Source organism: Asticcacaulis sp. (assembly GCF_051954415.1).
Lineage (GTDB): Bacteria > Pseudomonadota > Alphaproteobacteria > Caulobacterales > Caulobacteraceae > Asticcacaulis.
This window is the reverse complement of record NZ_JBQCHT010000026.1, coordinates 1-25342: the sequence shown is the minus strand read 5'-3', so window position 1 is coordinate 25342 and position 25342 is coordinate 1. Positions and strand designations below refer to the sequence as shown.

General features: G+C 62.0%; 21 protein-coding genes. 10 read left to right on the top strand and 11 right to left on the bottom strand.

Annotation, left to right across the window (positions count from 1 at the left end; genetic code table 11):
- Positions 1-15: 15 nt before the first annotated feature.
- Positions 16-2934 (top strand): TIM-barrel domain-containing protein, encoded by a 2919-nt coding sequence (locus tag ACTHND_RS09345; RefSeq protein WP_440177677.1) that lies wholly within the window; start codon positions 16-18, stop codon positions 2932-2934.
- A gap of 164 nt (positions 2935-3098) precedes the next feature.
- Here the strand turns inward: ACTHND_RS09345 and ACTHND_RS09340 are convergent, their stop codons facing one another.
- Positions 3099-3428 (bottom strand): hypothetical protein, encoded by a 330-nt coding sequence (locus ACTHND_RS09340; protein ID WP_440177676.1) that lies wholly within the window; start codon positions 3426-3428, stop codon positions 3099-3101.
- A 207-nt stretch (positions 3429-3635) separates the two neighbouring features.
- Between ACTHND_RS09340 and ACTHND_RS09335 the strand changes: the two genes are divergently transcribed.
- The 4 genes from ACTHND_RS09335 to ACTHND_RS09320 all read left to right on the top strand — a co-directional run bounded on the left by ACTHND_RS09335 (position 3636) and on the right by ACTHND_RS09320 (position 8045).
- Positions 3636-4160, top strand: a complete 525-nt coding sequence (locus ACTHND_RS09335; protein ID WP_440177675.1) for an RNA polymerase sigma factor — start codon at positions 3636-3638, stop codon at positions 4158-4160.
- A 130-nt stretch (positions 4161-4290) separates the two neighbouring features.
- Positions 4291-5283, top strand: a complete 993-nt coding sequence (locus tag ACTHND_RS09330; RefSeq protein ID WP_440177674.1) for a FecR family protein — start codon at positions 4291-4293, stop codon at positions 5281-5283.
- Positions 5284-5287: 4 nt separating this feature from the next.
- Positions 5288-7645: a TonB-dependent receptor gene (locus ACTHND_RS09325; protein ID WP_440177673.1), complete on the top strand. Its 2358-nt coding sequence runs from the start codon at positions 5288-5290 to the stop codon at positions 7643-7645.
- 202 nt (positions 7646-7847) lie between these two features.
- Entirely contained in the window at positions 7848-8045 is a 198-nt protein-coding gene (locus ACTHND_RS09320) for a hypothetical protein (RefSeq protein WP_440177672.1), read from the top strand.
- Positions 8046-8107: 62 nt separating this feature from the next.
- Here the strand turns inward: ACTHND_RS09320 and ACTHND_RS09315 are convergent, their stop codons facing one another.
- Genes ACTHND_RS09315 through ACTHND_RS09295 form a run of 5 tightly spaced genes read right to left on the bottom strand, consistent with a single transcriptional unit; the run spans position 8108 to position 13100 of the window.
- The gene (locus tag ACTHND_RS09315) at positions 8108-10159 is read right to left on the bottom strand and encodes a thioredoxin family protein (RefSeq protein ID WP_440177671.1); all 2052 of its coding nucleotides are present in this window, start codon (positions 10157-10159) and stop codon (positions 8108-8110) included.
- Positions 10144-11037: an FAD:protein FMN transferase gene (locus ACTHND_RS09310; RefSeq protein ID WP_440177670.1), complete on the bottom strand. Its 894-nt coding sequence runs from the start codon at positions 11035-11037 to the stop codon at positions 10144-10146. Before ACTHND_RS09310 ends, ACTHND_RS09315 begins: the two co-directional genes overlap by 16 nt.
- Positions 11037-12410, bottom strand: coding sequence for a DUF3570 domain-containing protein (locus ACTHND_RS09305; protein WP_440177669.1), 1374 nt, complete (start codon positions 12408-12410; stop codon positions 11037-11039). The genes ACTHND_RS09310 and ACTHND_RS09305 overlap by 1 nt, the downstream gene beginning before the upstream one ends.
- Positions 12401-12634, bottom strand: coding sequence for a DUF4266 domain-containing protein (locus tag ACTHND_RS09300; protein ID WP_440177668.1), 234 nt, complete (start codon positions 12632-12634; stop codon positions 12401-12403). The genes ACTHND_RS09305 and ACTHND_RS09300 overlap by 10 nt, the downstream gene beginning before the upstream one ends.
- Positions 12624-13100, bottom strand: coding sequence for a TlpA disulfide reductase family protein (locus ACTHND_RS09295; protein ID WP_440177667.1), 477 nt, complete (start codon positions 13098-13100; stop codon positions 12624-12626). The genes ACTHND_RS09300 and ACTHND_RS09295 overlap by 11 nt, the downstream gene beginning before the upstream one ends.
- 171 nt (positions 13101-13271) lie before the next feature.
- On the opposite strand from ACTHND_RS09295, the gene ACTHND_RS09290 reads away from it, so the two are divergent.
- Positions 13272-13811, top strand: a complete 540-nt coding sequence (locus ACTHND_RS09290) for a chalcone isomerase family protein (RefSeq protein ID WP_440177666.1) — start codon at positions 13272-13274, stop codon at positions 13809-13811.
- Here ACTHND_RS09290 and pdeM read toward each other — a convergent pair whose 3' ends face one another.
- Both pdeM and ACTHND_RS09280 read right to left on the bottom strand, forming a co-directional pair.
- A complete protein-coding gene (pdeM, locus tag ACTHND_RS09285; protein WP_440177665.1) occupies positions 13812-14486 on the bottom strand; it encodes a ligase-associated DNA damage response endonuclease PdeM in 675 nt (224 codons plus the stop codon).
- Positions 14470-16914 (bottom strand): ligase-associated DNA damage response DEXH box helicase, encoded by a 2445-nt coding sequence (locus ACTHND_RS09280; protein ID WP_440177664.1) that lies wholly within the window; start codon positions 16912-16914, stop codon positions 14470-14472. The genes pdeM and ACTHND_RS09280 overlap by 17 nt, the downstream gene beginning before the upstream one ends.
- A 43-nt stretch (positions 16915-16957) precedes the next feature.
- Between ACTHND_RS09280 and ACTHND_RS09275 the strand changes: the two genes are divergently transcribed.
- Together ACTHND_RS09275 and ACTHND_RS09270 are read left to right on the top strand one after the other, a co-directional pair.
- Positions 16958-17965, top strand: coding sequence for a ligase-associated DNA damage response exonuclease (locus tag ACTHND_RS09275; protein WP_440177740.1), 1008 nt, complete (start codon positions 16958-16960; stop codon positions 17963-17965).
- On the top strand, positions 17962-19539 hold the full coding sequence (locus ACTHND_RS09270) for a cisplatin damage response ATP-dependent DNA ligase (RefSeq protein ID WP_440177663.1): 1578 nt from the start codon (positions 17962-17964) through the stop codon (positions 19537-19539). The genes ACTHND_RS09275 and ACTHND_RS09270 overlap by 4 nt, the downstream gene beginning before the upstream one ends.
- Positions 19540-19559: 20 nt before the next feature.
- On the opposite strand, the gene ACTHND_RS09265 is transcribed toward ACTHND_RS09270, so the two are convergent.
- The 3 genes from ACTHND_RS09265 to ACTHND_RS09255 form a co-directional block, all read right to left on the bottom strand.
- Positions 19560-22763, bottom strand: a complete 3204-nt coding sequence (locus tag ACTHND_RS09265; protein ID WP_440177662.1) for a family 78 glycoside hydrolase catalytic domain — start codon at positions 22761-22763, stop codon at positions 19560-19562.
- A 122-nt stretch (positions 22764-22885) separates the two neighbouring features.
- On the bottom strand, positions 22886-23734 hold the full coding sequence (locus tag ACTHND_RS09260; RefSeq protein ID WP_440177661.1) for a hypothetical protein: 849 nt from the start codon (positions 23732-23734) through the stop codon (positions 22886-22888).
- Between the two features lie 222 nt (positions 23735-23956).
- Complete coding sequence (locus ACTHND_RS09255; RefSeq protein ID WP_440177660.1) at positions 23957-24499, bottom strand: glutathione peroxidase; 543 nt, start codon at positions 24497-24499, stop codon at positions 23957-23959.
- A 93-nt stretch (positions 24500-24592) separates the two neighbouring features.
- Between ACTHND_RS09255 and ACTHND_RS09250 the strand changes: the two genes are divergently transcribed.
- Positions 24593-24946, top strand: a complete 354-nt coding sequence (locus ACTHND_RS09250) for a DUF1304 domain-containing protein (protein ID WP_440177659.1) — start codon at positions 24593-24595, stop codon at positions 24944-24946.
- The coding region (locus ACTHND_RS09245; protein ID WP_440177658.1) for a GNAT family N-acetyltransferase at positions 24943-25342 on the top strand (400 nt) is incomplete at its 3' end. The genes ACTHND_RS09250 and ACTHND_RS09245, both read left to right, overlap by 4 nt.

Sequence of the window (25342 nt, the reverse complement as noted above, 5' to 3'; positions counted from 1 at the left end):
AAAGGGAAGAAACACATGCGACTCAAAACATTAGGCTTGGCTGTCTCGGCTTTGGCGCTCGTCGCCTCCGCCGGCCTGGCGGAAACGCCTACCGGTCTCGATGGCCGCGGCCATATGGTGGAGGTCGCCAATGCGAATGCCGCCGGTTTTGATATGGTCCGCCTGAAGAACGGCGTACAGTTCCGCGTCGGCGGCATGACCAAGAGCGTCATATTCTATTCGCCGACCACGGTGCGTGTGAACACCAACCTCGGTGAAAACTACTGGACGCAGCCGAGTATTGTCGTCACCGACGCGCCGGATGATATCGATTTCAAGATCAGCCGGTCCGGCGGCACGGCGTCGATCCGCAGTGACCGGCTGCAGATCGATATCGATACCGCCACGGGCGCCCTGACGTTCAAGGGACCGGACGGGCACGTATTCACGCGCGAGGACGCCGCTCATCCACAAATGGTCGAGAAGAAGACCATATCGGATGCGCCGACCTATGAGGTCAGCAACAGTTTCACCCTCAAGCCGGACGAAGGCATTTACGGTTTCGGTTTTGTCGATCAGGGCCATCTCAACCGCCGTAACCAGGATCTGCTGCTGGTGCAGACCAATGTCGGGATCGTCATTCCGGTCATGGTGTCCAGCGAAAAATACGGCATTCTGTGGGACACCTATTCCCAGATGCGGTTCAAGGATGACGCCGGGAAGGCCACGCTGTGGGCGGAAAGCGCGCCGGGCGGTGTCGATTACTATTTCATGGCCGGCAATTCGCTGGATGAGGTGGTTGCCGATTATCGCGGGCTGACGGGGGATGCGCCGATGTTCCCGAAACAGGCATTCGGCCTCTTCATGAGCAAGGAACGCTACCGCGATCAGAAGCGGCTTGTCGAAGTCGCCAACACTTTCCGCAAGGAACAGTTCCCCCTCGATTACATCGTTCAGGACTGGCAATACTGGGGCAGCGACACCGACGGCACCTGGAGCGGCATGATCTGGAATCCGGAGCGTTATCCCGATCCGGAGGGCATGACCCGTGAGATACATGACCTGCACATGAAGCTGATGGTATCGATCTGGCCATCGATCGGCAACGATACCGAGCTGGCGCACGAACTCGACGCGCACAATCTGCGCTTTACGCCGCTGCACTGGATTTCCAAGAAGGCCAGGGTCTACGACGCCTACAGTCCGCTCGGCCGGCAAATCTATTTCAAATACATCAAGAAGGGCCTGCTGGATAAGGGCGTTGACGCCCTGTGGATGGACGGCACCGAGGTCGAAGTCGGATCGGCCGCCTGGGATGCGCAGGAAAATATCCGCGATATCAAGGGGCTGGGCGTGAACGCCATGGGCGATTTCACCCGCTACCTTAATCCCTATTCGCTGATGACGACGCAGGGCACATATGACGGTGAGCGCGCCACCAGCGATCAGCGTGTCTTCACCCTGACGCGCTCCGCCTGGGCCGGCGCCCAGCGCACGGCGGCGGCCTCCTGGTCGGGCGACATCTTCGCCAACTGGAAGACCTTCCGTGAACAGATCAGCGGCGGCGTCAATGTGACCATTACCGGCAACCCGTACTGGACGCAGGATACCGGCGGATTCTTTGTCAATGAATTCCCCGGCGGTGAACACAATCCGGCCTATCAGGAATTGTTCGCCCGCTGGTTCCAGTTTGCCGCCTTCAATCCGATCATGCGGGTCCACGGCACCAGTATCGAGCGTGAACCCTATATCTTCAAAGACCTGAACCCGGAGATGTACCAGTCGCTGCTGGATACGGTGCACCTGCGTTACCGGCTGCTGCCCTATATCTACAGCGAGGCCTGGCAGGTCACCGCCAACCGCTCGACCCTGATGCGCGCCTTGCCTATGGATTTTCCGGATGACAAGGCGACGCACGACATCGACGACGCCTTCATGTTCGGGCCGTCTTTCCTCGTCCACCCGGTCACACGGGCGATGTACCATGTGCAGGATCCGCCGGCCGAGACCATTCCCGCCAGTGCGCTCCACACCGCCGATGGAAAAACCGGACTGGCCGGGCAATATTTTGCCGGCATCAATTTCGACACGCCGAAAGGTAAGGTCGTTGATGCGACCCTGGATGCCCGCTGGCCCGGACCGCCGCTGGCCGAAATTCCGGCCGGCCTGGAGAGCCTGGACAACTTCTCCGCCCGCTGGGAAGGCTTTGTCACCGCGCCGGAAGAGGGCACGTATGAAATCGGCCTGGAGGGCGACGACGGCTATCGCCTCTTCCTCGACGGCAAGCTGGTCGTGGAAGACTGGTCCCAGGGCGCCAAGCGCTACAAGGGCGCAAATGTCAGCCTGCACAAGGGGCAACAGGTCGCGGTCAGGATCGAGTATTTCCAGGGCGGCGGCGAGCGAAGCCTGCGCCTGGCGTGGCGCACGCCGGCTGAGTTGCGCGCGCTGAAAGCAAACACGCCCGCGATCAACACCCGCGTCGAAACCTACCTGCCGCAGGGATCGGACTGGTACGACTTCTGGACGAATGAAGCCTTCAAGGGCGGGCAGACGGCTTCAACGGATGCACCGCTCGATCGCTTCCCGCTCTATGTCCGGGCGGGATCTATCGTCCCCATGGGGCCGGTCGTTCAGTACGCCACCGAAAACCCCGGAGCGCCCTATGAACTGAGGATCTATCCGGGCGCCGATGCCAGCTTCACCCTCTATGAAGATGACAATGAAACCTACGCCTACGAGAAGGGCGCGCGGGCAACGGTTGATATCCATTGGGATGACAAAGCCAGGACACTGGTGTTCGGAAAGCGTCAGGGGACTTTTCCTGGGCTGGTTCAGTCGCGCACCTTTAACGTCGTAATCGCCGCGCCAGGCAATGCCGCCGGCATAAGCGAAGCCAGTCCGGTAAAAACCGCCAGCTATAATGGGGACAAGTTGACGTTGCAGTTTTCCGAATAGCGGGTTGACTCCCGGTCGGCGCGCATAACTATATCCTAAATCCGCTTCGCTTCAGGCAAGGCGCCTGCCTGCTCCTGGACTGGGGAAAAGGAATGCCGGTGGCCTGACGACCGGCATTCCTTCTCGTCAGCCGCCGGGACGGTCCGGCTGGCTGTTGACCTTATCTATTTGCCGCCTTGGGAGGCGGCGTAGCCGCGAAGAGACGTCATCAGGCCGGTCATGGTCGAGACAAACGTGTCCTTCGACACGCTGCCGGTGTTGTTCGGATCGAGGGCGGACCAGGTCTTGTCGACACCATAGGCTTTGAAGTTCACTGGCGGGCTCAGGGTCTGGAAAGCCGTCTGTAACTGCGGCCTGGTGATGCTGCCGCTACTCTGGGTGTCGATCTTGGCGAAGAGGTCGGACATACGTTTGGCCGGCGGCATGGGCGCGCTGGCGCCGGTCATGGCCCAGGCCGAAGACAGGTTGGCGGGACCGGAAACAGGAGATGTCATTACTATCCTTTTTAGGTCTGAAATCAGGACTGGCCACGGCCGATATCAGCGGCGCTGATGTATGGACACCGCCCGCGTCGTAAAGTCGTAAAGCATGCAGCGGCTTTTTTTCAAAGCCTGTTGCGGGGGCCGGGATGAGCCACATTTTGACCTTTTTTCAAGGCCAAGCGATATAATAGCAATGTGTCTAATGGTTCGCCGGGCTCGATGACTTCGCCTTTACTCAGCGCCTATATGGAAAAGCGGACTCTGCTGGTGCGTTATTTCACGGCGCGTACCCGTGACGCCGGCGTGGCGGAAGACATCGTGCAGGAACTCTATCTGAAGATCGCCGCGCAGCCGGATGATTACAGCGTCGATAATCCCTCCGCCTTCCTGTTTCGCGCCGCCAATAATATCTGGCTGAATCGCCTGCGTGGCGAAGGCCGCGACCGGCGCCGCAATGGCGAATGGCATGAAACGGTTCGCCAATCGATCGGTGAAGATGTCATTGTCGATGAACCCGATGCGGAAGCCCGCCTGGCGGCGCGTCAGCAACTGGCGCTGGTCATGAAGGGAGTCGAGGCCCTGCCTGAGCGGACGCGCGATATTTTCCGCCTGCACAAATTTGAAGAGCTAAATCAGGCGCAGGTAGCGCAAAAGCTAGGCGTCTCGAAAAGCACGGTCGAGAAGCACCTGTGCGCGGCGCTGAAATCCCTTATGGCCTTGGCGCGCGCTGGCCCCGGCCCCTGAAAGAGCCTCAAAATCGCCACGATGATGCAAATATTTCGCAGAAAATCGCCCTGGCCTGTACGATGCTCCCCTCGCGGCGGTGTCGTTATGACAGGTACAAACAAAACCGCAGCCGGAACCAGACTAAACCATGTCAAACGACGCTATCAGGACGCAGACGCTTCAGGACCAGGCCATTGCCTGGGTCGTGCGCGTGCACGCCTCCGACATGTCGGATGACGATATTATCGCTCTGAGCGAATGGCTGGAGGCCGACCCGGCGCATCTGGCCGCTTATGACACCGCCGAACGCGTCTGGATCGGTGAGATGCCCGTAAACGAAACAACAGCAACCGTAGTTGATCTGGCCATCGCGCGTGCCGGGAAAATCAGCAGGCCGGCCGCGCCGTCGCGCCGCCTGTGGCTGATCGCTGGCAGCCTGGCGGCGGGACTGGCGGCTCTGGCCCTGCTGCCCGGTCTGTGGAACACGCAGGCGCCCGTGATCTATGAGACCGCGACCGGCCAGACGCGCGAAGTTGCTCTTGATGACGGCACCAAACTGCATCTCAACAGCGCCACCCGGCTTGAAGTACGCTATGCGCGCAAGCAACGCGATATTGTGCTCGATAAGGGCGAGGTCGCGCTTGATGTGGCCCATGATGCAGATCGGCCATTGAGCGTTCATGCCGGCGATGAGATACTGCGCGATGTCGGCACTGTGTTCGATGTGCTGCGGCATGATGGCGCGGTCACGGTGACGGTCCAAAGCGGGGCGGTGGCTCTGCTGCGGGCGGGAGAAACGTCAAAAACCCCTGCACCGGAAAGGGTTTTACGCGCGGGCAACCAGGCCGTCATCGATGAAAAGACTGGACGGGCAGAGCGTTCCAGGATCATGGTGGGGCCGGGCTTCGACTGGCAGCGCGGACAGGCGGTTTACCGCAACCGGTCTTTGGCCTATGTGGTCAGTGATCTCAATCGTTATTTCGATAAACCGATTGTGGTTGACGCCGAAACGGGCAAACTGAACGTCACGGCAGTGCTCACCCTCGATTCGGAGGCTTCGGTTGTTCGTCACCTGCAAGACTTCCTGCCGGTCGAGGCCACCGAGAGCGACAAGGCGATTATCCTGCGCCGGAAGCCTTAGCCTTGTGAGCTTCGGCGCACTGGTGGTGGCGGCGCCCGCCCTGGCCACGCAGACAGTCCCCATCGATATTCCCGCCGAGCCTCTGTCTCTGGCCGTGGTCGATCTGGCCCGCCAGACCGGCAGCAATATCGGTGGCATTGATCCCGCCCTGTGTGCCGCGCCGCCGCGAGCCATTCGTGGCGCTATGACTGCGCGGGCGGCCCTTGATCGGCTGCTGCGCGGCAGCCATTGCCGGTTCGATCAGCCGGACGCCAACACCTTCGTGCTCAAACTGCGTCCGCGCCCGGTTCTGCGCCTGCCTGTGCGGCGCCCCGAAGCGACGCCGGCGGAAGCGCCAACCGAGGTCATGGTGATCGCCAACCGCCGGCTTCAGAACGCGGCGACGGCCGCTTCGGCGATCAGCGTCATCGGTGCTGATGCCTTGGCGCGGCAAGGTAGTGACCTGTCCGATGTCGCCGCTCAGGCCGCCGGGCTGACCCTGACCAATCTCGGCGCCGGCCGTAATAAAATCCTGTTGCGCGGCCTGTCGGATGGCGTGTTCACCGGCCGCACCCAGTCCAGCGTCGGGCTTTACCTCGATGACGCGCCGATCACCTATAATGCGCCAGATCCTGATCTGCTTCTGGTCGATATGGCGCGGATCGAGGTGCTGAAAGGGCCGCAGGGCGCGCTCTATGGCGAGGGCTCGATCTCCGGCGTGGTGCGCCTGGTGACGCGGACGCCGGATCTGAGCCGGTTTGGCGGCAGTGTGGGCGCCGGCGTCGGTTTGAGTGATCAGGCCGCCTCCTCCAGCCGCTGGGACAGCGTTCTCAACCTGCCCATCATCAAAGATCGTCTCGGTGTCCGCGTCGTGGCCTACAGTGACGAGGCGGGCGGCTATATCCGCGATCTCTCGACCGGGCAAACCCATATCAACAGTGTGCAGCGCTTCGGATCACGTTTTTCGGCGCTTTGGCGCGTCAATGCCGATTGGTCGGTGTCCGCTTCGCAGGCGACCCAACATATCAATGCGAAAGACAGCCAGTACGTCTCCGGCAATCTCGGCGCCTATGCGCGTGACCTGACCATCCGCGAACCGCACGACAACGATTTCAGCCAGGCATCATTCGGCTTGCAGGGGCGCACCGGACTGGGGACGCTGAAGCTGTCGCTCAATCATCTGCATCACCATCTCGACAGCCGCTATGACGCCTCACCACTGGCGGGGCAATACGGTCTGCCGGCGACGGCAGGGCTCATCTACGACCAGGCCCAGGCAGTGGAACTGACGACGCGTGAACTGACCCTGGTATCGCCGTCAAACCATCGTCTGCGCTGGCTGGCAGGGGTGTTTTCCGCCCAGAGTACCGAGCGGCTGACACCGCGACTGTCCGAACCGGGTACGCGCCGCCCACTTTACAGCGAGCAGCGCCACGACCGCATCACCACCCTGGCGGCGTTTGGCGAACTGAGTTACGACCTGACGCCGCACTGGACCGCCGTGATGGGCCTGCGCCAGACCGGCACCCGGCATGATCTTGACAGCCATATCGATACCGAAACCGTCAGCGGCGATCATGACGAACAGATAAGCGACCGTGCCTCAACAGTACGTCTGTCGCATCAGGTGACCCTGCGTTACCGGCCGAACGATACCGCCACCTATTATCTTCAGTCGGGCGAAGGCTATCGCGGCGGCGGCTTCAATACCACGCATCTCTACGGCACACCGGCGGTCCCCGCGCGATATGCCGGCGATGAGCTCAATGCCTATGAGCTAGGTGCCAAGCTGCGGTTTCCGGCGGTGAACCTGCGGCTTGATATGGCGCTGTTCAAGGCTTATTGGCGCGATCTGCAAAGCGACCAGTTGCAGGCGGATGGCCTGCCGGTCACCGTCAATATCGGCAATGGCGTCAATACCGGCCTTGAGGTTGAAGCGACATGGACGCCGGTGCCGGCCCTGACGCTCAAGGCGGCCGGCCTGATCAACGAACCGCGCCTGACCCGGCCAAATCCAGACTTTGTCACCAATGAGGATGCAGGACTGCCCTATATCGCCCGGCAGAGTTTCAACCTGTCGGCGGACTGGCAGCGGACGCTTGGCGGGGCGTTGTGGCATACCGGCGCCGATCTGACCTGGCGCGGTCGCTCGCATCTAAACTTTGGGCCGCTGCAAAATATTGAAATGGGCGGCTATGCCGAACTGGGCCTTTATACCAGCCTGGAGGCGGACACGATGCGCTTAAACCTGCGACTGGAGAATGCGCTGGGCGCCGATGGCAACAGCTTCGCCTATGGCAATCCGTTCAGTCTGGGGCTGACGCCGCAACAGACACCGCCACGTCCGCGCACCCTGTGGATCAGCCTGTCGCGGGACTTCTGACAAAGCGGCCATAATCCCATGACACCGCCGCTGGCCAGACCTCGTAAGGCGCACGTTTAAGTGATGTTGCTTTCCTGACAACTCATTGAAATTTAATAGGTTGTTAAGGGTGCTGGCGCATCTTTCAACTGTGGCAAATCCATTTGCCACAGGGCCTTGGCCCTTGTTTGCAGGGTAAAGAACTTACCGAAAGGATATCCAGATGACCTCTATCAGTGCGGTTGGCGCCTATAGCCCGACACCCGCGTCGCAACCCGTCGCGCGTGTCGATCCCGATCATGACGGCGACAATGACGCCGGCAAGTCGAAAGCCGCCGAAGCCGCCGAAACCTCGCGCGGCCCGGCCACCACCGTGACCCTGTCGCCCCAGGCGAAGGCCATGATGGCCAGCCAGGGCTAACCGTAAAAGTAAGCGTTGCGTCACCAGTATCGAGGGCGGCCTGACCCCTCGATATGGGCGCCTTATCTGCCAGCCTGCACAGCCTTTATCACGGTGTCAGGCGTCAACAGTTGCGGCAGGATCACTGGCTGGGCCTGACCTGGACCGTAATAGACATAAAGCGGCACGCCCGACCGGCCATTCTGTGTCAGATACCGCGTGATTTCCGCATCGCGGTGTGTCCAGTCCCCCACCATGTAGGCCACATTCTGCGCCCTCAGCACCGATTGTACGTGCGTGTCCGCCAGGGCGACGTGCTCATTGACCTTGCAGGTCAGGCACCAGGCCGCGGTCATGTCGACCAGAACCGGCTGCCCCTTGGCGCGCAGGGCATCGAGGCGGGCTTGCGAGAACGCGACCTCGCCCACAGTGGCGGCGGTGACCGGCGCGGCGGGCGTCTGCATTGCCGAACCAATGCCAAGGGCCAGCCCGATGATGACGGCGGTGGCGCGCCACCCGTTCGGCAGTTTGCGGGCGATGATGGCGGCGGCGACCAGCGCCATGCCGAGCGCCAGCAGGCCCAGGCCGGCTGGGCCGGCCTGTTGCCAGAAGACCCAGGCCATCCAGGCAGCGGCCAGGTACATGGGGATGGCCAGAATTTGGCGCAGACGATCCATCCAGGGACCGGGGCGCGGCATGAGGCGCGCCAGTGACGGCATCCAGGTCAGGGCGAAGGTCAGGGCTACGAAGGGCGCGGCGAAGCCCAGGCCCAGGGCCGTGAAAATAGCTACGGAGGCGAAGCCGCCGCGCGCCAGCGCCACGCCGGTGGCCGTGGCCATGAAGGGCGCGCTGCACGGCGCGGCGACCATCACCGCCAGTATACCGGTCATGAAGGCGGCCAGATAGGGATGGCGGCCGATCGGCTGTGCGCCGGCGGCGGCCTGCAATGAGCCGCCGATTTCGAACAGGCCGGAGAGATTAAGGCCAACCATCAGCATCAGCAGGCTCAAGGCTGATGTGACATAGGGTGACTGCAACTGAAAGCCCCAGCCGACCATGCCGCCGAGCGCCCGCGCCACATCGAGCAGGATCGACAGGCCGACAAAGCTCAGGACGGCGCCCAGGCCATAGATCAGGGCCTCGCGCCGAGCCAGCCCGTGATCGTGGCCGGTGCGGGTCAGGGCCAGCAACTTCATCGACAATACGGGGAAAACACAGGGCATCAGGTTAAGCACAAGCCCGCCGAGGAAGGCCAGCAGAACCGCCAGGGCTATGCCGTCAGATGCCGGGGCGGTTGGTTTCGCAACGGGCGGTGCAGCCTCGTGCGCAAGGACGCGTACCGCCGCACCATCGGCAAAGCGCACCACCAGCGGCGCCAGGGCGGGCAGGTCCGTGCCGCTGGCCATCGGCAGGCTGACAGTGAAGCCCTGTGGGTCGGTTGTCAGGGTTTGCGGGGCTACGGGCGGAATCAGATCAGCGATTTCGCTGAAGACGTAGGCGCCGTCCGGATGGGAAAACCGTATGCGCTGGGTCCGATTGCCCGGCAGCGAAAAGCGGATGTTTAGGGTGCCAGCCTCTCGGCTATAGGTGGCTGGCGCCTGGAGATCGACCGGCAGGGCGGGCGGCGTGGCGACGGGCGCCATTTGGGCGGATACACTCAGCCGTCCGGTCAGATTAAAGCTGACGGGCTCGCAGCTATCGCGGCAGACCAGGGAGTCGATATGCAGGATATAAGGGAGGCGGCTGGCGATTTTCACATCCGGCGCCGCGCGCACATGCACATAGGCGGTGACCGGCTGATCATAGCCATAGGTGACGACGCCGTCATAGGTCAGTTTTTGCGGCGTCGGCCACTGGGTGCGCACGAGGCTGACCTCAGGCGCGTCATTAAGGCTGATGTCGGTCGGCAGGCCCGTATCGCCGGGATTGATCCAATAGGTATGCCAGGCTTTGTCGGGTGTCAGGGTCACGGCCAGCACGGTCTCGCCGCCGGGCGTAATGGCCGCCGGCGCGGTCTCCAGCGCGGCGGTCATGTGGCCGGAACGCACGGCGGCCCATGACGGCGCCACAGGCAGCAGGGCGGCCAGCGCGAGACTGACCCGGAGGTATCTGAAGCGGATCAACGAACGCACCACGAGGCTATGCCTTCCTGTTTGAGAAATGTTTCCGCCCGGCGGCCGTGCAGCATGGCCAGGGTGGAGATAAAGCCGGCCTCGATGCAGGTCGGGGCCGCCACGGTTACCGAGCGCGGCGGGTCCGTGACCGGCCTGGCCGTGCGCGGATCGAGAATATGTGAATACCGAATGCCGTCCTTGAGCAGGAAGCGGCGCGCATCGCCGCTGGTGGTCAGGGCGCCGTCACTGATCTCCAGCCGGCCAGCCATTTCGCCCGGCCGGTCGGTGTCCTCGATGCCGACGCGCCAGCGCTGACCATCCCGGCGCGGGCCGGTGACCCGCAGGTCGCCGCCGAAATTGACCAGGCAGGCCCGGTCGGTGAAGGTGCGCAAGCGATTGACCGCGCAATCGACGGCATATTCCTTGCCGAAGCCGCCGAAGTCGATCTCCTGGCCTGCGCCGAGCGTAATCTCTCCGGCTTGCCAGCGCACCTTGCCCCAGCCGATCAGCGGGCGAAGGGAGGCGATATCGGCGCGCGACGGCACATTGTCCGAACCGTCGAACCGCCAGATACGCCTGAGCACGCCGGAGGTGATGTCAAACCGTCCGCCGCTGAGCCGCCAGGCCTGATCGGCGAAATCGATCAGGCTGCGGGTCTCGGCATCGACCCTGACCGGTGTACCGGCCGCAGCATTGATGCGGCCGATAACGCTGTCCGGGCGATAGCGGCTGTAGGTTGTCTCTATGCGCAGGGCTTCGGCCTCGACCGCCCGGCCAGCCTCTTCGGCCAGCCGGGGATCGTCGGTTTCGATACGCAGTTCGCAGGGCGAGTGCATGGCGGCAAAGCGATAGACAAAGCCGTCATCCAATTGCTCCAGCTCGGCTGTGGCCTCCGTCATCAGTAGAAGGCGAAACTGTAGCCAAGGATCACACTGGTTGCCTTGACACCGGTGAACAGGTTTTCCTGTTTGAGGTCGCCTACCGCATAAGAGGGATGGCTGGTGCCGGTCTGCTGATAGCTGGCCGCGCGCAGGTAAAGCTCATCATTGCCGCGCACCCGCATCCCAAGTTTCAGGCCGATCGTCGAGGCATCGAAACTGTCCAGCCGGCTGTCCGAGGAGGCGTTTTCGGGCAGAGCCTGGCCGTCGATCAGATAATCGCGGAAGAAGTTGGCCTTGGTCTGGTGGTAATAGCGATAACTCGGCTCGATATAGAGGAAGGAGGTCAGCGGAATGCGCTCGGCCACTTCCAGGGTCTCGGCATTGATCCCCCAGCTATCGTGATAAAGCCGGGCGGAGACATCCGCGACTGTTCCCCACAGGGCCAGCTTGTTGCCGATATAGAGGCTCTGTCGCAGACGCGATCCGGGCCGGCTTTCGTAGAGATACCTCACCGGCGCGCCGCTCTCACCATCTACCACCGAGATAATGCGGTAGGGATCGGTCTGGTAGCCGGAGGTGTCGCCCAGCGAGTAGTTGACCTGCATCAGCCAGTAGCGGTTCATCACCTGGCTGACACCGGCGACCAGATCGACGACCGTCTTCTGACGGTTGCCACCCTTTATCATGCCGCTCATCTGGCTCAGTGGTTCAGGCGTGCCGAAATAGGGTTTTGAGGTGTCGGATTCAAAATTCAGCGCGACCGAGGCCGTGGTATTCTTGTCATTGAAATCGCGGGCATAACCGACATTGGCCGACATCGAGCTGTAGTCGCGCTCGCTGGAATAGCTGCCGCCGATGCTCAGGCGGTCGCCATTGTCGCGCGTGCCGGTATAGCCGAGATCGATGGCGTATCTCTGGTCCTGGAAGCCGCTGTCCACCGGCAGGGTGTTGGCGGCGACCGTGTATTGCCGCGCCGTGACATCGGTGCCGGGAATGGTGACGAGCGTGCTGTTGCCCGACGCGCTGGTGACCGTCGTCTTTTGCCCCTGGGTTTTGGACGGGGTAATGAAGGTCTGGTCATGGGTCCAGGGCGCGGCGCCATTGGGGGTGGCCCCGGTCAGGGTGTCGGCGGTCAGCTTGACATGTAGCACATCGCCGCTGTCGTCATTGAGTGTGAAGCTGGCAACTGGCTCCGTGGCCTTCACCCGTCCGCCGGCTTCCTGGTAGAACAGGACGGCCGTATCGACACGCGTCAAGCCGGCGTCGGTGGAGGTATCGTCATTGATATTCTGGCTGGCCTGCTGGGCGTGGACGCCCGCACCGGCAAACAGGCCCGCGGTCATCAGGCCGAGCGCAGCCGTCAGGCGGCCTTTGCGTTTCCTCAGTTGCATCCGCAGCCCCCGCCGTCAAAAGAGCGGCCGCCGGAAGCGCCTTCCTTGGAAAAATAGATATGATCGTCGGCGCCGGCGATCAGCGGATGGGTGACGGGCTGCATGGAACGCCGAGCCATCAGGTCGCGGTCCCAGGATTTGGCGCCCAGGGAGGAACAGCCGCCCAGCATCAGGCACGCGGCGGACGCGGCCAGCGTGGCCATGTGCAAAGCCTTAATTTTCATGGACAAGCTCCGCGACCTGATCGTTGTAATTGGCGGCCTGTTCCGGATGGAAACCCAGGTGGGTATAGCGGATACGGCCGTCGCGTCCGATCAGCAGGCTGGTCGGCATGTCGTGGACCTTGTAGCGTTGCGCCAGGGTGCCTTTGGCATCGTAGACGACGGTCAGGTCACTGCCGACGCGCTTCAGGAAGCTGTCGGCGCGGTCGCGGCTGTGATCGACATTGACGGCGATGATCACCAGGCCATCGGGTCCGTAGCGCGATTTGAGCTGTTCCATATAGGGGAAGGACTGTTCGCAGGGGTGGCACCATGAGGCCCAGAAATCAAGATAGACGACCTTGCCCTTGTAGGCGGACAGGTCGAGAGGCTCGCCCGCCATGACGGGCGGCGCACTGGCCAGCAGGGTGGCGCTGGCGAAGAGGGACAGGCCGGCGAGCAGGCGCGGCAACAGACGTTTAATAACCACAATAGATCTCCGTTGGGTGGATCATCCAAACGACACCGCCGCATTGCGGAGGTCGTACTGGCGCCGGAAAAATTTTTGCGGGGCGGGATTACGGGTATTGGCCGCAGGCGGTGTCTGTCAGGCAAGGGGCATCGGCCTGCCGGTGCCGAACATGGATGGAGGATCATGGTCATGAACCGCCGCACTCTGTTTATCTCTGCTGTTTCCGCTATGCTCTTGCCCGGTATCGCCAGGGCGGGTGCGGCTTTGACCTTCGTGCCGCAACCGGGTCTGGTGGGCTCGGGCCGGCTGAATATACTGGCGGTCCCGGTGCTGGATATATCGCTCTTTGCGCCGCAGTCACACTGGCGTCCTGACAGGCCCTATGCCTTGCAGGTCACCTTCCTGCGCGATCTGGAGGCGCGCAGGATGGCTGGTCATATCCGGGATGAGATGCAGCACATCGGGGCAGGCGATGCCGGGCGCCTGGAACTCTGGAAGCGTCAACTGGAAACGGTCCTGCCCGATATGCGGCGGGGAGACGTGCTGACCGGCGTGCGGGACCAGGGGGGCGCGGTCCTCTTTTTTCACGGGGACAGATCTTTGGGACATATCGCGGAAAATGGATTTTCAGAGGCTTTTTTTGGCATTTGCCTGGGCCCTCGGACATCTCAGCCGAAGTTGCGGCAGGCGGTACTTGGACTTGCCTCTGCAGAACACCAAGGGGTGTGATCAGGATGGAAGGTCCAGGGCGGCAATCGTCCGGCCGTGGATGATATAGGGTCGCAGGGGATCATCGGCGCCAAGTTCGGCAAAAACAGGATCGCGCATGTCCAGCCCGCCGGTGAAGCTGCCGAAGGCCGGCATGATCAACAGGTTTTGATTTATCGCGAAGCATTTGCCGGTCAGGCGGTGGCCCTGAAGGGAGGTGCGCAGCTTGGGATGAAAATGGCCGATAATCTGCGGTGCCGCGTGGCTATCGGGCTCATGACGGAAGGTCAGGCCGTCCAGCGTCACGCTGTCGGTAAAGGTCAGGCCGCTTTCGCTCAACAGGCCTATATCGTGATTGCCTTCCACCAGATGGCAGGTATCGACCGCCCCGCAAATGGCTTTGAACTGCTGGCGCGCAGTCGTTTCCAGCCGTTCCCAGGCGTGGCGGTCATGAAAGCTGTCACCCAGCATGACCAGGGATTGCGGGCGGTATTTTGAGACCAGAGCCTCCAACCGGTTCAGGGTGTCGAGCGTGTCGTAAGGGGCCAGCGGTGAGCCGAACTGGGTCAGGAAACTGGCCTTTTCCAGATGCAGATCGGAAACCACCAGCATACGCCGCGCGGACCAGTAAAGCCCGAGAGCGGCATCAAGCACCAGACGCTGGCCGGCGAAATCGACCTCAAGACTTGAAGGCATCTTCGACCTCGTGCATCAGGGTTTCGGCGGTCTCGGCCAGGCTTTGCTGTGCCAGCAGGGCTTCCATGCCGCCGCCGGGCAGACGTTCGGTGCGGACATCGAGGATCACCGGCAGGCTGAGCGGCGACGGGCGCGGCAGGTCGCGGAATTCGATATGGCGCTGGAATTTCAGGATCATGTCGGTCAGGCGGTCGAGATCAAGCAGTTCGCGCTCGGCGTCGGAACGTGCCAATGCCAGCAGGACGTGTCCGGGTTCGTACTTGCGCAGCACATCATAGATCAGATCGGTGGAGAAGGTGACCTGCTTCAGCGTCTTGCGGGCGGCATTGTTGTTCTGTTCGACAATGCCGGCGATGGTGGCCACGCGGCGGAACGAGCGCTTGAGCATGGGCGATTCCGCCAGCCATTCTTCCAGTTCGTCGGCCAGGATATCGGGCGACAACAGGTCATAGACGGTCTCTGCCGTCACCGGCTGGAGGCTGTTGATGGCCAGGCCGTAGTCGGTAACGGTGAAGCTCAGAGGGTGGAGGCCGATGCGCTCCATGCGGCGGCTGACCATCATACCCAGCGTCTGGTTGGCGCGTCGGCCTTCGAAGGTATAAAAGATGACGCAGTTGAGCTTGCCGCGCGGAAAGCTCTCGACCAGCAGGCTTTTGCGATCGGGCAGCACGGAAAACCGCGCTTGCAGTTGCAGCCAGTTGCGCACCATCTTCGGCAGTTTTTCGAAGCCTTTTTCATCCTGCAAAAACGCGCGAACGCCCTCGGCCAGGAAGGTCGAGAGCGGCATCTGGCCCCCGGCATAGGTCGGGATCATCGGCTCCTTGGCCGCCGATGCACGGGCTTCCAGGGTCATGTCGTGGATGCGCTCGAAGGCCAGGATCTCGCCGGCGAAATAGAAGGTATCGCCGGGCCGCAGGCTTTGCCCGAAGGATTCCTCGATCTCGCCGAGATACTTGCCACCACGGCCATGACGGCGCTTCACCTTCAGCTTGCCGGCCTCGATGATGACGCCGATATTCTTGCGGTGGCGCTGGATAACCGCCTTGTTGGCGGGTATCCATCTGCCGTCATCCTGCTTGATAAGCCGCTGCCAGCGGTCATAATTGCGCAGCACATAGCCGCCATCGATGACGAACTGGAACAGTTCCTCGAACTGCTCATAGGTCAGTTGACGATAGGACCAGGACTGCATGACCAGTTGGTGCAACTGATGCGGTGTCACCGGCGCCGAGCAGGCAGCATTCAATATGAACTGGATGGCGACGTCCTGCGAACCGGGCAGGGGATGATCGCCATCGAGATGCCGCGCCTTGATGGCCAGCATGGCGGCCTCGCATTCCAGCACCTCGAAACGATTGGCCGGCACCAGAAACGCCTTTGACGGCACATCGACCTGGTGGTTGGAGCGGCCGATGCGTTGCAGCAGGCGCGACACGCCCTTCGGCGCACCGACCTGAATGACGACATCGACGTCACCCCAGTCGATACCCAGTTCGATGGCCGAGGTGGCGACGAGGCCACGCAGCTTGCCCTCGGCCATCATCTTCATCGTCTTGGCGCGTATCTCCCGGGTCAGGGAGGCGTGGAAGATGGCGATGGGCAGGGCGTCATCATTGACCTCCCACAGGAACTGGAACAGCAGTTCGGCCTGAAATCGCGTATTGACGAAGACGATGGTTGAGCCGGCTTTTTCGATCTCGGCCATGATTTCGGAAACGGCATATTGCGCCACGAAGCCGGTGAAGGGGACGGGCTCTTTCGTCTTCAGGATCGAGACCTGCGGCGGCTTGCCGGTGGACGGGCTGTTGAAATGATTGACGGGCTGTCCGGTCTTGCCGAGCCATAGGCAGAATAGGTCGGGATCGGCCACGGTGGCGGACAATCCGATACGCCGGAAGCCCGGCCGGTAAGCTTCGATCTGGGCCAGGGCGAGCGTGATCAGGTCGCCACGTTTACTTGCCGCCACCTGGTGGATTTCGTCGATCACCACGGCCTCGATCGAGCCGAACATGTCGCGCGCCTCCGGATAGCTGAGCAGCAGCATCAGCGATTCCGGCGTGGTCATCAGGATGTGGGGCGGCTTGGCGCGCTGCCGTTTGCGGCGATAGGCCGAGGTATCTCCGGTGCGGCTCTCGACGCGCACCGGCAGATTCAGAGCGTCTATGATCGCCGTGACATTGCGTTCGATATCGTAATTTAATGCCTTGAGCGGCGATATGTAGAGGGTGTGAAGCCCTTTCGGCTGGGTTTCGCTGATCTCGATCAGCGAGCCCAGGAAACCGGCGAGGGTCTTGCCGGTGCCGGTGGGCGCCGTCAGCAGGGTCGACTGGCCTTTCTGGTAGCGGGAGACCATTTCGCGCTGGTGCGGCAATATGGTCCAGCCCTGCTGGTCGAACCACTGCCGGAACCGGGGAGGAATCTTCACCATGCTGAGACTGTATCGTGGCCGGAAATAAAGACGAAAGGTGGAAATGCACCCCAGGGACTGGATAGAGGTGAGGCCGCAGGGCGTTTATTGCAAGGCGGGCGATTTTTACATCGACCCCATGCAGCCGGTGAACCGGGCGGTGGTGACCCACGGCCATGCCGATCATGCCCGCGCCGGCCACGGCCATGTCTGGGCGACGCCCGAAACGCTCGCCATCATGCGGGCGCGCTACGGCGAGACGCACTATCTGATGACCGAGAACCCGCTGGCCTATGGCGAGGGGGTTGAGATCGGCGATGTGCGCGTGAGCCTGCATCCGGCGGGGCATATCCTCGGCTCGGCCCAGGCGCGGCTGGAACATGCCGGTGCCAGCATCGTCTTTTCCGGCGACTACAAGCGCCGGTCGGACCCGACCTGCGCGCCGTTCGAGCCGGTGCCTTGCGATGTCTTTGTCACCGAGGCAACCTTCGCCCTGCCGGTCTTTCGCCATCCGCCCCTGGAGGACGAGATCGCCAAGCTGCTGGGCTCACTTCAGCAGTTCCCGGAGCGCTGCCATCTGGTTGGGGTTTATGCGCTTGGCAAGTGCCAGCGCATGATCTGCGCCCTGCGCGCCGCCGGATATCAGGAAACCATTTATCTGCACGGCGCCATGATCCGCCTCTGTGAGCTTTATGAAGGCTTCGGCATTTCGCTGGGGCAGACTGAATTGGTGACGCCGGAAAACGCCCGCGACCTTGCCGGCAAGATCGTGCTGTGCCCGCCCTCGGCCCTGCAGGACCGCTGGTCGCGCAAGCTGCCGGATGTCCTGACCGCCGCCGCTTCCGGCTGGATGCGCATTCGGGCCCGGGCGAAGCAGAAGGGCGTTGAACTGCCGCTGGTGGTTTCCGATCATGCCGACTGGGACGAACTGACCCAGACGCTTATCGATGTCGGCGCGCCGGAGGTCTGGGTGACGCACGGCCGCGATGACGCCCTGGTCTATTACGCCCAGCGGCACGGCTTCAAGGCTCAGGCCCTGCACCTGCTGGGCTATGAGGATGACAGCGAATGAGGGATTTCTCGCGTCTGCTGGAAAAGCTCTATTACGAGCCGGCGACCTCGGCCAAGGAGCGGCTGCTGCTTGATTATTTTGCCACCGCGCCCGATCCGGATCGTGGCTATGCCGTGGCGATCATCGGCGGAAGCTTGAGCCTGCCCAATTTCAAGCGCGGCATGGTGCTCGACCTGATCCGGGCGCGCACCGATCCGCAACTGCTGGCCATGAGCCATGACTATGTCGGCGAGTTGTCCGAAACGGTAGCCCACCTGTGGCCAACCGCGGCCATTCCGCCTAATGACCCCGACCTGCCGCCGCTGCATGAGGTGGTGGCCGGCCTGCGCCATACCCCCAAGGCGCAACTGCCCGACTATGTCGCCGGGTTGCTCGATCGCATGACGTCACCTGAGCGCTGGGCCCTGCTGAAGATTGGTGCCGGGAGCTTACGCATAGGCGTATCGGCGCGGCTGCTGAAACAGGTTCTGGCCAAGTATGGTAACCAGCCGATCGAGCGCATCGAGACCCTGTGGCATGGCGTTGATCCGCCCTATGAAGACCTGTTCGCCTGGCTGGAGGGGCGGGCGGAAGCGCCGGCGGTCAATGAGCGGCTTACTTTCACGCCGGTCATGCTGGCCCATCCGCTGGAAGAAAAGGATTTCGGCCTGATCGTGCCGGGAACCTACGCCGCTGAATGGAAATATGATGGCATCCGAGTCCAGTGCGTCAACAGCGCCATTGGCCGCGCGCTTTTCACGCGCACCGGTGATGATATCAGCGGCAGTTTTCCCGACGCCCTGGAGCATCTCAACTTCCATGCCGTGCTCGATGGCGAACTGTTGGTCCAGCGCGGCATCGAGCTGGGTTCGTTCAATGACCTGCAACAAAGGCTCGGCCGCAAGAACCCATCCGCTAAACTGATGACAGACTATCCGGCGGCGATGATCATCTATGACGTGCTGATGCTGGAAGACGAGGATGTGCGGCCGCTACCCTATGAAAAGCGCCGCGAACTGCTCCAGGCTGCACTCGATAAATACCAGCCGGTCGGGATCAGCCTGTCGCCGCAGATCCCCTGGCATGAATTCAGCCAACTGGAAGATGCGCGCGCCAGTGTCGATAATCTGTCGGTCATAGAAGGCCTGATGCTGAAGCGCCGCGACAGCGCCTATGTCGCCGGTCGGCCGACCGGCCCGTGGTACAAGTGGAAGATCAATCCCAAGCTGGTGGATGCCGTGCTGATGTACGCCCAGCGCGGCTCCGGCCGGCGGTCGAGCTTCTATTCCGATTTCACCTTTGGCCTGTGGCGCGATGGTGAACTGCTGCCAATCGGCAAGGCCTATTTCGGTTTTACAGATGCCGAACTGGTCGAGTTGGATAAATGGATACGCCACCACACGCTCAAGACCTTTGGGCCGGTGCGCGAGGTGAAGAAGGAGCTGGTGTTCGAGGTCGCTTTCGACGCCGTCCATCGCTCGACGCGCCATAAATCCGGTTATGCCCTGCGTTTTCCTCGCATCAGCCGCATCCGCTGGGACAAGCCGGCGGCCGAAGCAGACGAGATGACGGCGCTGGAGCGGTTAATGGGATAGCCCGGAGTTTCCGAAGGCCACTACGCGACGCGAAAACGATAATCGCCCGAACCGATCTCGAACCTGACCTTGCCCTTTTCACGATGCAGGTTGCGAATATCGTCATGGCCATCCAGCGCCCTGCCACTTTCGCGCCAGGCGCCTTCCGGCAGGATGACCTCGGCCGTGGCGTTGGGCGGTACGGTCAGGTCGTAGCGTTTAAGGCCCGTGGCATCACCTTCGCAACGGCCGGCCATCCGACCCAGGCACGAGTCATAGGTGGCGCTGACCGTGCCGGCTTTCGGCAGGTAAATGGGCTCTGCACGCAGGGTGCGGAAACCGGCCGAGGCGGGGGAGAGGCCGGCCAGGCGGCGGTACATGAAGCCGCAGACCGCGCCATAGGCGTAGTGGTTATAGCTGTTCATCGCCAGATCACCTGTATCGCCATCCCAGCGTTCCCACATGGTGGTGGCGCCGTGCAGGGGCATATAGCCCCATGACGGTTTCTGGGTTTGCAGCAGCAGGCCGGAGACGACCTCCAACTGGCCGGTGTCGGCGAGCGCGTCTAACAGATAGGGTGTGCCTAGGAAGCCTGTGGAAAGCTTCATGCCGCGACCGCGGATTTCGTCGGCCAGCACTTGGGAAGCCCCGGCGATGCGATCGGCGGGCACCAGTTTGAAGTGAAGAGACAGCACTTGTGATGTCTGGCTGCCATTACCGGCCTTGCCGTTGGCATCGATGAATCCCCTGGCATAAGCCGCGCCGATTCTGGCGCGCAGATCGGCATATCTCGTCGCCAGGTCGCTGCGGCCGGTGGCGTGCGCCATATCGGTCATCAGGTCGGCGCAATAGGCCCAGTAGGCGGTGGCGCAGAGGATGCGCGGCGTCGTCTCGTCGTCGGGCTTGACGGCATCGACCGACAGCCAGTCGCCGAGATCGAGCCCGCGTTCGTGACGCCAGATATAGTCCGGATTATGCCTGAGCAGGTAATCCATCCACGCCGTCATGGCGGCCCAGTTTTCGTTGACCACGGCGGTGTCGCCATAGCGCTTCCACAGGGTCCACGGCAAAATAATGCCGGCCTCCGACCAGCCCGCGGTCACGATATCCGGGAAGGACAGGGGCTGCGGTACGACGATCGGGTAGGCGCCTTCCGGCGTCTGGGCGGCCCGGACCTCGTTGAGGAAGCGCCGGATGAAGGGATCTACCTCCATATTGAAGGCGGCGGCATCGAGAAAGACCTGGATGTCACCCATCCAGCCCATCCGCTCGTCGCGCTGCGGGCAATCGGTCGGCACACCGAAAAAGTTGGAGCGCTGGCTCCACATGGCGTTGTTCCAGAATTGCTGGATCAGCGCGGAGTCGAACCTCATATCGCCAGTGACCTTGCAGGCCGTGGTGACAACAATGCCCTCGATATCGGCCGCTTTCGGCACGCTGGGATAGTTTTCGACCTGGATATAGCGGAAGCCGTGATAGGTAAAGCTCGGCTCCCAGGTCTCGCCATTTTCGTCGCCGCGCAGGGTGTAGTGGTCCTGGCATTTGGCCATGCGCAGATTGGCCTGGTCTACCTCGCCATCGGCCTTGAGGTATTCGGCGAATTTCAGAGTGATGGTGTGACCGGCCTTGCCCTTGGCGGACAATCGCGCCCAGCCGGCGAAATTCTGGCCAAAATCGAAGACATAGACGCCGGGTTTCGGCTGCGTAATCTTCGCGGCACGGCGTTTGGCCACGGGCATTAAAAGGGGACTGGTCTGGGCCAGAATGTGGGTTTTCGGTGCCTCGCCGATCTGGGCGGCGGGCCAGTTCTGTTTAAAGCCGGGCTTGTCCCAGCCCGGTGTTTCGAGGCGTGCATCGTACACTTCGCCATTATAGATTTCCGAGGTGACGATTGGCGAGGGACCAATGCGCCATTTGTCATCAGTGACAATCCAGTCCGTGGTGCCATCGGCATAGTCGAGCCGCAGTTGCGCCAGCAGACGGCGCGGCGCGGGGCCGAAGCCATAGCGCTCCAGTCGCCAGCCGAAGGCGCCGGCATACCAGCCGTCGCCGACCGTGATGTCCAAAGCGTTTTCACCCGCATGGACCAATTTGGTGACATCGAAGGTCTGGTAGAAGATATGGTCGCGCGCCACGCTGATTTCAGGCGATAAACGCGCCGGTGAGACGCGTTCGCCATTGAGGTGGGCGTCATAGGCGCCCAGGGCCGTGGCGTAGAGGCGGGCATTGACAACCTTGCCCTTTGACGTGAAGGCTGTGCGCAGATGCAGGGCCGGCTCTGCCGGACGGGGATCGTTCTGGGCATCTGAGCCGGATTTTTGCGCCTTGTCCCAGTCGCTGGCGTCGAAACCGGCGGCCCACCAGTTTTCAGGCGGCAGCGGGCGGACCTTCCAGTCCGGGCCACTGACGAAGCGCTGAATGGAACCATCGGCCAGATGCAGCCGGATCAGGGCCGCGAAGGCGCCGCCATCGACCGGAAAAAAGCCGGTGGTTTCGGCCTGTAACAGGACGCAGACACTGTTACGACCGGGCGCGATTTTGGCGGGCACCGGCACCAGCGTGCCCCAATTGGGCACCGGCTGGTCGGGCAGGGGCAGGGTTTCGCCATTCGCCCAGACGCCCCTGATCCAGTCCTTGCCGGAAATCAATACTTCGGAGGACGCGAGATTGGCCGGCGCATCGAAATCGAGCCGGAAGGCGTGTAGACGATCGTCGAGTGCCTTGGGCGACCAGATCCATTGCAGGGCGGCGGCGCGATCACCGGCGGCCAGGTTGTCCTCGGCGATGATCCATTGCGCCCGCCAGTCGGCCGGATCGAGCAGGCCGGTCTCGAACCAGGTTGTGGCCGATGCGGCCGTACGGCCCTTATTATCGGTGATCTCGACTGACCACCAAACGCGCTGCATCGATTTGAGCGCCGTGCCTTTGTAAGGAATATCGAAGCAATCGCTCGCATTGACGACTCCGGAGTCCCACAGATCGGCCTTTGTCGTATCGGGCGTGGAAGCGGCGCGGATGCGATAGCTGGTCTGCATCAGGCCGCGCTCCGGATCGCGTTCTGGGCCGGTCAGCCGCCACGACAGGCGCGGCTCGCGGACCTGCGTGCCCAGCAGTTCGGTCGTCTGTTCGGCACGCAGATCGGTTACACCGAAAGGCATTGCGGCGGCCTGTATGCTCGATGCCTGGGCGGAAGCCGCCGCCAGTCCGCTGACGGCAAGGAAGTGGCGGCGGTTGAGCTTGGGCATAGGCGCGTTTCCTATTTATATATAATACATCATACATATTGTATAATTGGGCGTGGGGCAACAAAAAAGCCGGTGCCGGATGTTTCCATCTGGCCCCGGCCCTATTGAAGCAGGTTGTGGTTTTAGTAGTTGTCGCGCAGCCTGCCGCCCAGTGCCGCTGTGACGCAGGCGATAAAGGCGCCGACCAGCAGGGAAATGCACAGGGCTGTATGGAAGGCGACCATGGCCTTGCGGGCATCTTCCGCAGCCTTGGTCGCCTTGGCCTTTGCGACATCGATCTGGGCCAATGTATTATTGACGCGCGCTTCGGCCTCGGGCTTGGAAAGGCCGGTACGGGCGGCGACCTGAGCAGACAGATAGGTGCGATCGGCGGGCGGAATGACACCGGTCCTGGCGCCATTGGCCAGGATGCGCGTGGTCTCCGCGCTGACGTCTGCGGCTGTTGCGGGCGTGGCCGGAGTCGTTGTGCGGTAGAGGCTGTCAGAGTAATAACCCAGGTCGTCGGCATTGCCGGCGGCACCGGCCGCAGCGCCAGCCGCCACGGTGGCGCCCGCCTGGACGCCGGCATTGACCGCACCCAGGGCCACGCAGGCCGCAAGGGTGAAGGTGAACAAAGTGGCCACGGCCCAGGCCAGGAAGCCGTGCGCCGTATCGCGGAAGAAGACTTCATCGCTGTGGGTGTCGGCCCATTTGACGCGCAGCCGGCCGGCGATATAGCCGCCAACGCCGGAAGACGCCCACTGCATCACCACCAGCCAGATGGCCATGCCGGCGGTGAAGGTCACCAGGCTTTCGCCGGGATTATAGGCCGAGGTCGAGGCAAAGCCGAGCGCCGAGCCAAGCGGCAGGAGGATGGCGGAAATCGCCGCGGCCGCCGCGGCACCGCCAAGGATAGACGCCCAGTGAATGCCGGATTTTGACGATTCGAGGTTGGGGCCGTCGGTCGCCGTGAGGGGATCAGGGAGTGCCATGTCTTGCCCTCCGATCAGTGAAACAGAAGGGCCAGGATGATGATCACGGGGATAGGCACCCCCAGCAGCCACAACAAAATACCTTTAGCCATAAGAAAACCTCCCATGATTGAAACGATAAATCAGGGATAGGGCAGGCTGTATCGGGTCTAAATGCCGGACAGGCCGGCAAACTGTAATAAAGTCATAAGCTTGGCGGCAACGTTTTGATTGCCGCCTGTTTCATTTCGCCAGTTCGCGCTCGATGGAGGCCACAAGGCGCGGATCATCGGCGGTCACATCCGGCGCGAAGCGTTCGACCACCTGGCCGTCCTTGCTGATCAGGAACTTTTCGAAATTCCACAGAACCTCGCCTTCGGGGCTGACCGGGATGCCGAACTTTTCCAGTCGCTCGCGCATGGGACCGGCGCTGACGGCATTAGGTTGCGCTTTGGTGAAAACATCATAAAGGGGATGCTTATCTGCGCCCACCACGCTGATCTTGGCGAACATAGGGAAGGTGACATCATAGCTGGTGGCACAGAAATCGGCGATTTCGGCGTCGGTGCCGGGTTCCTGGCCAAGGAAATTATTGGCCGGAAAACCAAGGATTTCCAGATCGTCAGCCGATTTCTGGCGATAGAGGGCTTCCAGACTCTCATATTGCGGCGTCAGCCCGCATTTCGAGGCCACATTGACGGCCAGCAGCACCTTGCCCCTGAAGGCCGCCAGCGTGGTCGGCGTACCGTCGATACGTTTCAGGGGGATAGAGTAGAGATCGGTCATGGGGTACTCCTTGGCAATGATGCCGAGAGTGCTTTTTTCATTGCGCTTTGGCAAGGGCTGGCCCACCCTGTTGTCAACAACAGGGAGCCTGTCATGCACACCATCGCCAATATTATCACCGGCCTTGTCGCCGCCCTGCATATCGGTTTCCTGATTCTGGAGATGTTCCTGTGGCAGACGCCGCTCGGGCGGCGCATTTTCGGCCTGACGCCGGAATTCGCGGCGCAATCCGCCAAGCTCGCCGCCAATCAGGGGCTCTATAACGGCTTTCTGGCCGCCGGCCTGATCTGGGGACTTCTGGCGCCGCACGACGGCTTCTATATCAAGATATTCTTCCTGACCTGCGTGATCGTGGCCGGGCTTTATGGCGGCTTTACCGTCAAAAAGTCGATCCTCGTCATTCAGGCCTTGCCCGCGCTGATCGCGCTGATATTGCTCCATCTATGAGCTTTATCCTGCGTCCCGCCGCAATGGCGGATATTCCCGTCCTGAAAAATCTGATTGCCGAATCCGTCATGACCCTCCAGGCGGACGATTACAGCGAAGCCCAGCGCCGGGCGGCGCTCGGCACGGTGTTCGGCGTCGATACGCAACTGATCATCGACCAGACTTATTTCGTGATCGAGACATCGGGCGAGATCGTTGCCTGTGGCGGCTGGAGCTTCCGCAAGACGCTTTATGGCGCGGATGCCCTGGCGGGACGGGAGGATAACCGGCTTGACCCGAAGATCGATGCCGCCCGTATCCGTGCTTTTTTTGTCAAACCCGGCTGGACACGGCGCGGCCTGGGCGGGCAAATCCTCAAGGCTTGCGAAGCGGCGGCGGTCGCGGCCGGTTTCCAGC

Excerpts from the sequence above, each read along its gene's own strand:
- ACTHND_RS09345 (WP_440177677.1), top strand. The coding sequence starts at position 16 with ATGCGACTCAAAACATTAGGCTTGGCTGTCTCGGCTTTGGCGCTCGTC.
- ACTHND_RS09340 (WP_440177676.1), bottom strand. The coding sequence starts at position 3,428 with ATGACATCTCCTGTTTCCGGTCCCGCCAACCTGTCTTCGGCCTGGGCC.
- ACTHND_RS09335 (WP_440177675.1), top strand. The coding sequence starts at position 3,636 with ATGACTTCGCCTTTACTCAGCGCCTATATGGAAAAGCGGACTCTGCTG.
- ACTHND_RS09330 (WP_440177674.1), top strand. The coding sequence starts at position 4,291 with ATGTCAAACGACGCTATCAGGACGCAGACGCTTCAGGACCAGGCCATT.
- ACTHND_RS09320 (WP_440177672.1), top strand. The coding sequence starts at position 7,848 with ATGACCTCTATCAGTGCGGTTGGCGCCTATAGCCCGACACCCGCGTCG.
- ACTHND_RS09310 (WP_440177670.1), bottom strand. The coding sequence starts at position 11,037 with ATGACGGAGGCCACAGCCGAGCTGGAGCAATTGGATGACGGCTTTGTC.
- ACTHND_RS09305 (WP_440177669.1), bottom strand. The coding sequence starts at position 12,410 with ATGCAACTGAGGAAACGCAAAGGCCGCCTGACGGCTGCGCTCGGCCTG.
- ACTHND_RS09300 (WP_440177668.1), bottom strand. The coding sequence starts at position 12,634 with ATGAAAATTAAGGCTTTGCACATGGCCACGCTGGCCGCGTCCGCCGCG.
- ACTHND_RS09290 (WP_440177666.1), top strand. The coding sequence starts at position 13,272 with ATGAACCGCCGCACTCTGTTTATCTCTGCTGTTTCCGCTATGCTCTTG.
- pdeM (WP_440177665.1), bottom strand. The coding sequence starts at position 14,486 with ATGCCTTCAAGTCTTGAGGTCGATTTCGCCGGCCAGCGTCTGGTGCTT.
- ACTHND_RS09280 (WP_440177664.1), bottom strand. The coding sequence starts at position 16,914 with ATGGTGAAGATTCCTCCCCGGTTCCGGCAGTGGTTCGACCAGCAGGGC.
- ACTHND_RS09275 (WP_440177740.1), top strand. The coding sequence starts at position 16,958 with ATGCACCCCAGGGACTGGATAGAGGTGAGGCCGCAGGGCGTTTATTGC.
- ACTHND_RS09270 (WP_440177663.1), top strand. The coding sequence starts at position 17,962 with ATGAGGGATTTCTCGCGTCTGCTGGAAAAGCTCTATTACGAGCCGGCG.
- ACTHND_RS09265 (WP_440177662.1), bottom strand. The coding sequence starts at position 22,763 with ATGCCCAAGCTCAACCGCCGCCACTTCCTTGCCGTCAGCGGACTGGCG.
- ACTHND_RS09260 (WP_440177661.1), bottom strand. The coding sequence starts at position 23,734 with ATGGCACTCCCTGATCCCCTCACGGCGACCGACGGCCCCAACCTCGAA.
- ACTHND_RS09255 (WP_440177660.1), bottom strand. The coding sequence starts at position 24,499 with ATGACCGATCTCTACTCTATCCCCCTGAAACGTATCGACGGTACGCCG.
- ACTHND_RS09250 (WP_440177659.1), top strand. The coding sequence starts at position 24,593 with ATGCACACCATCGCCAATATTATCACCGGCCTTGTCGCCGCCCTGCAT.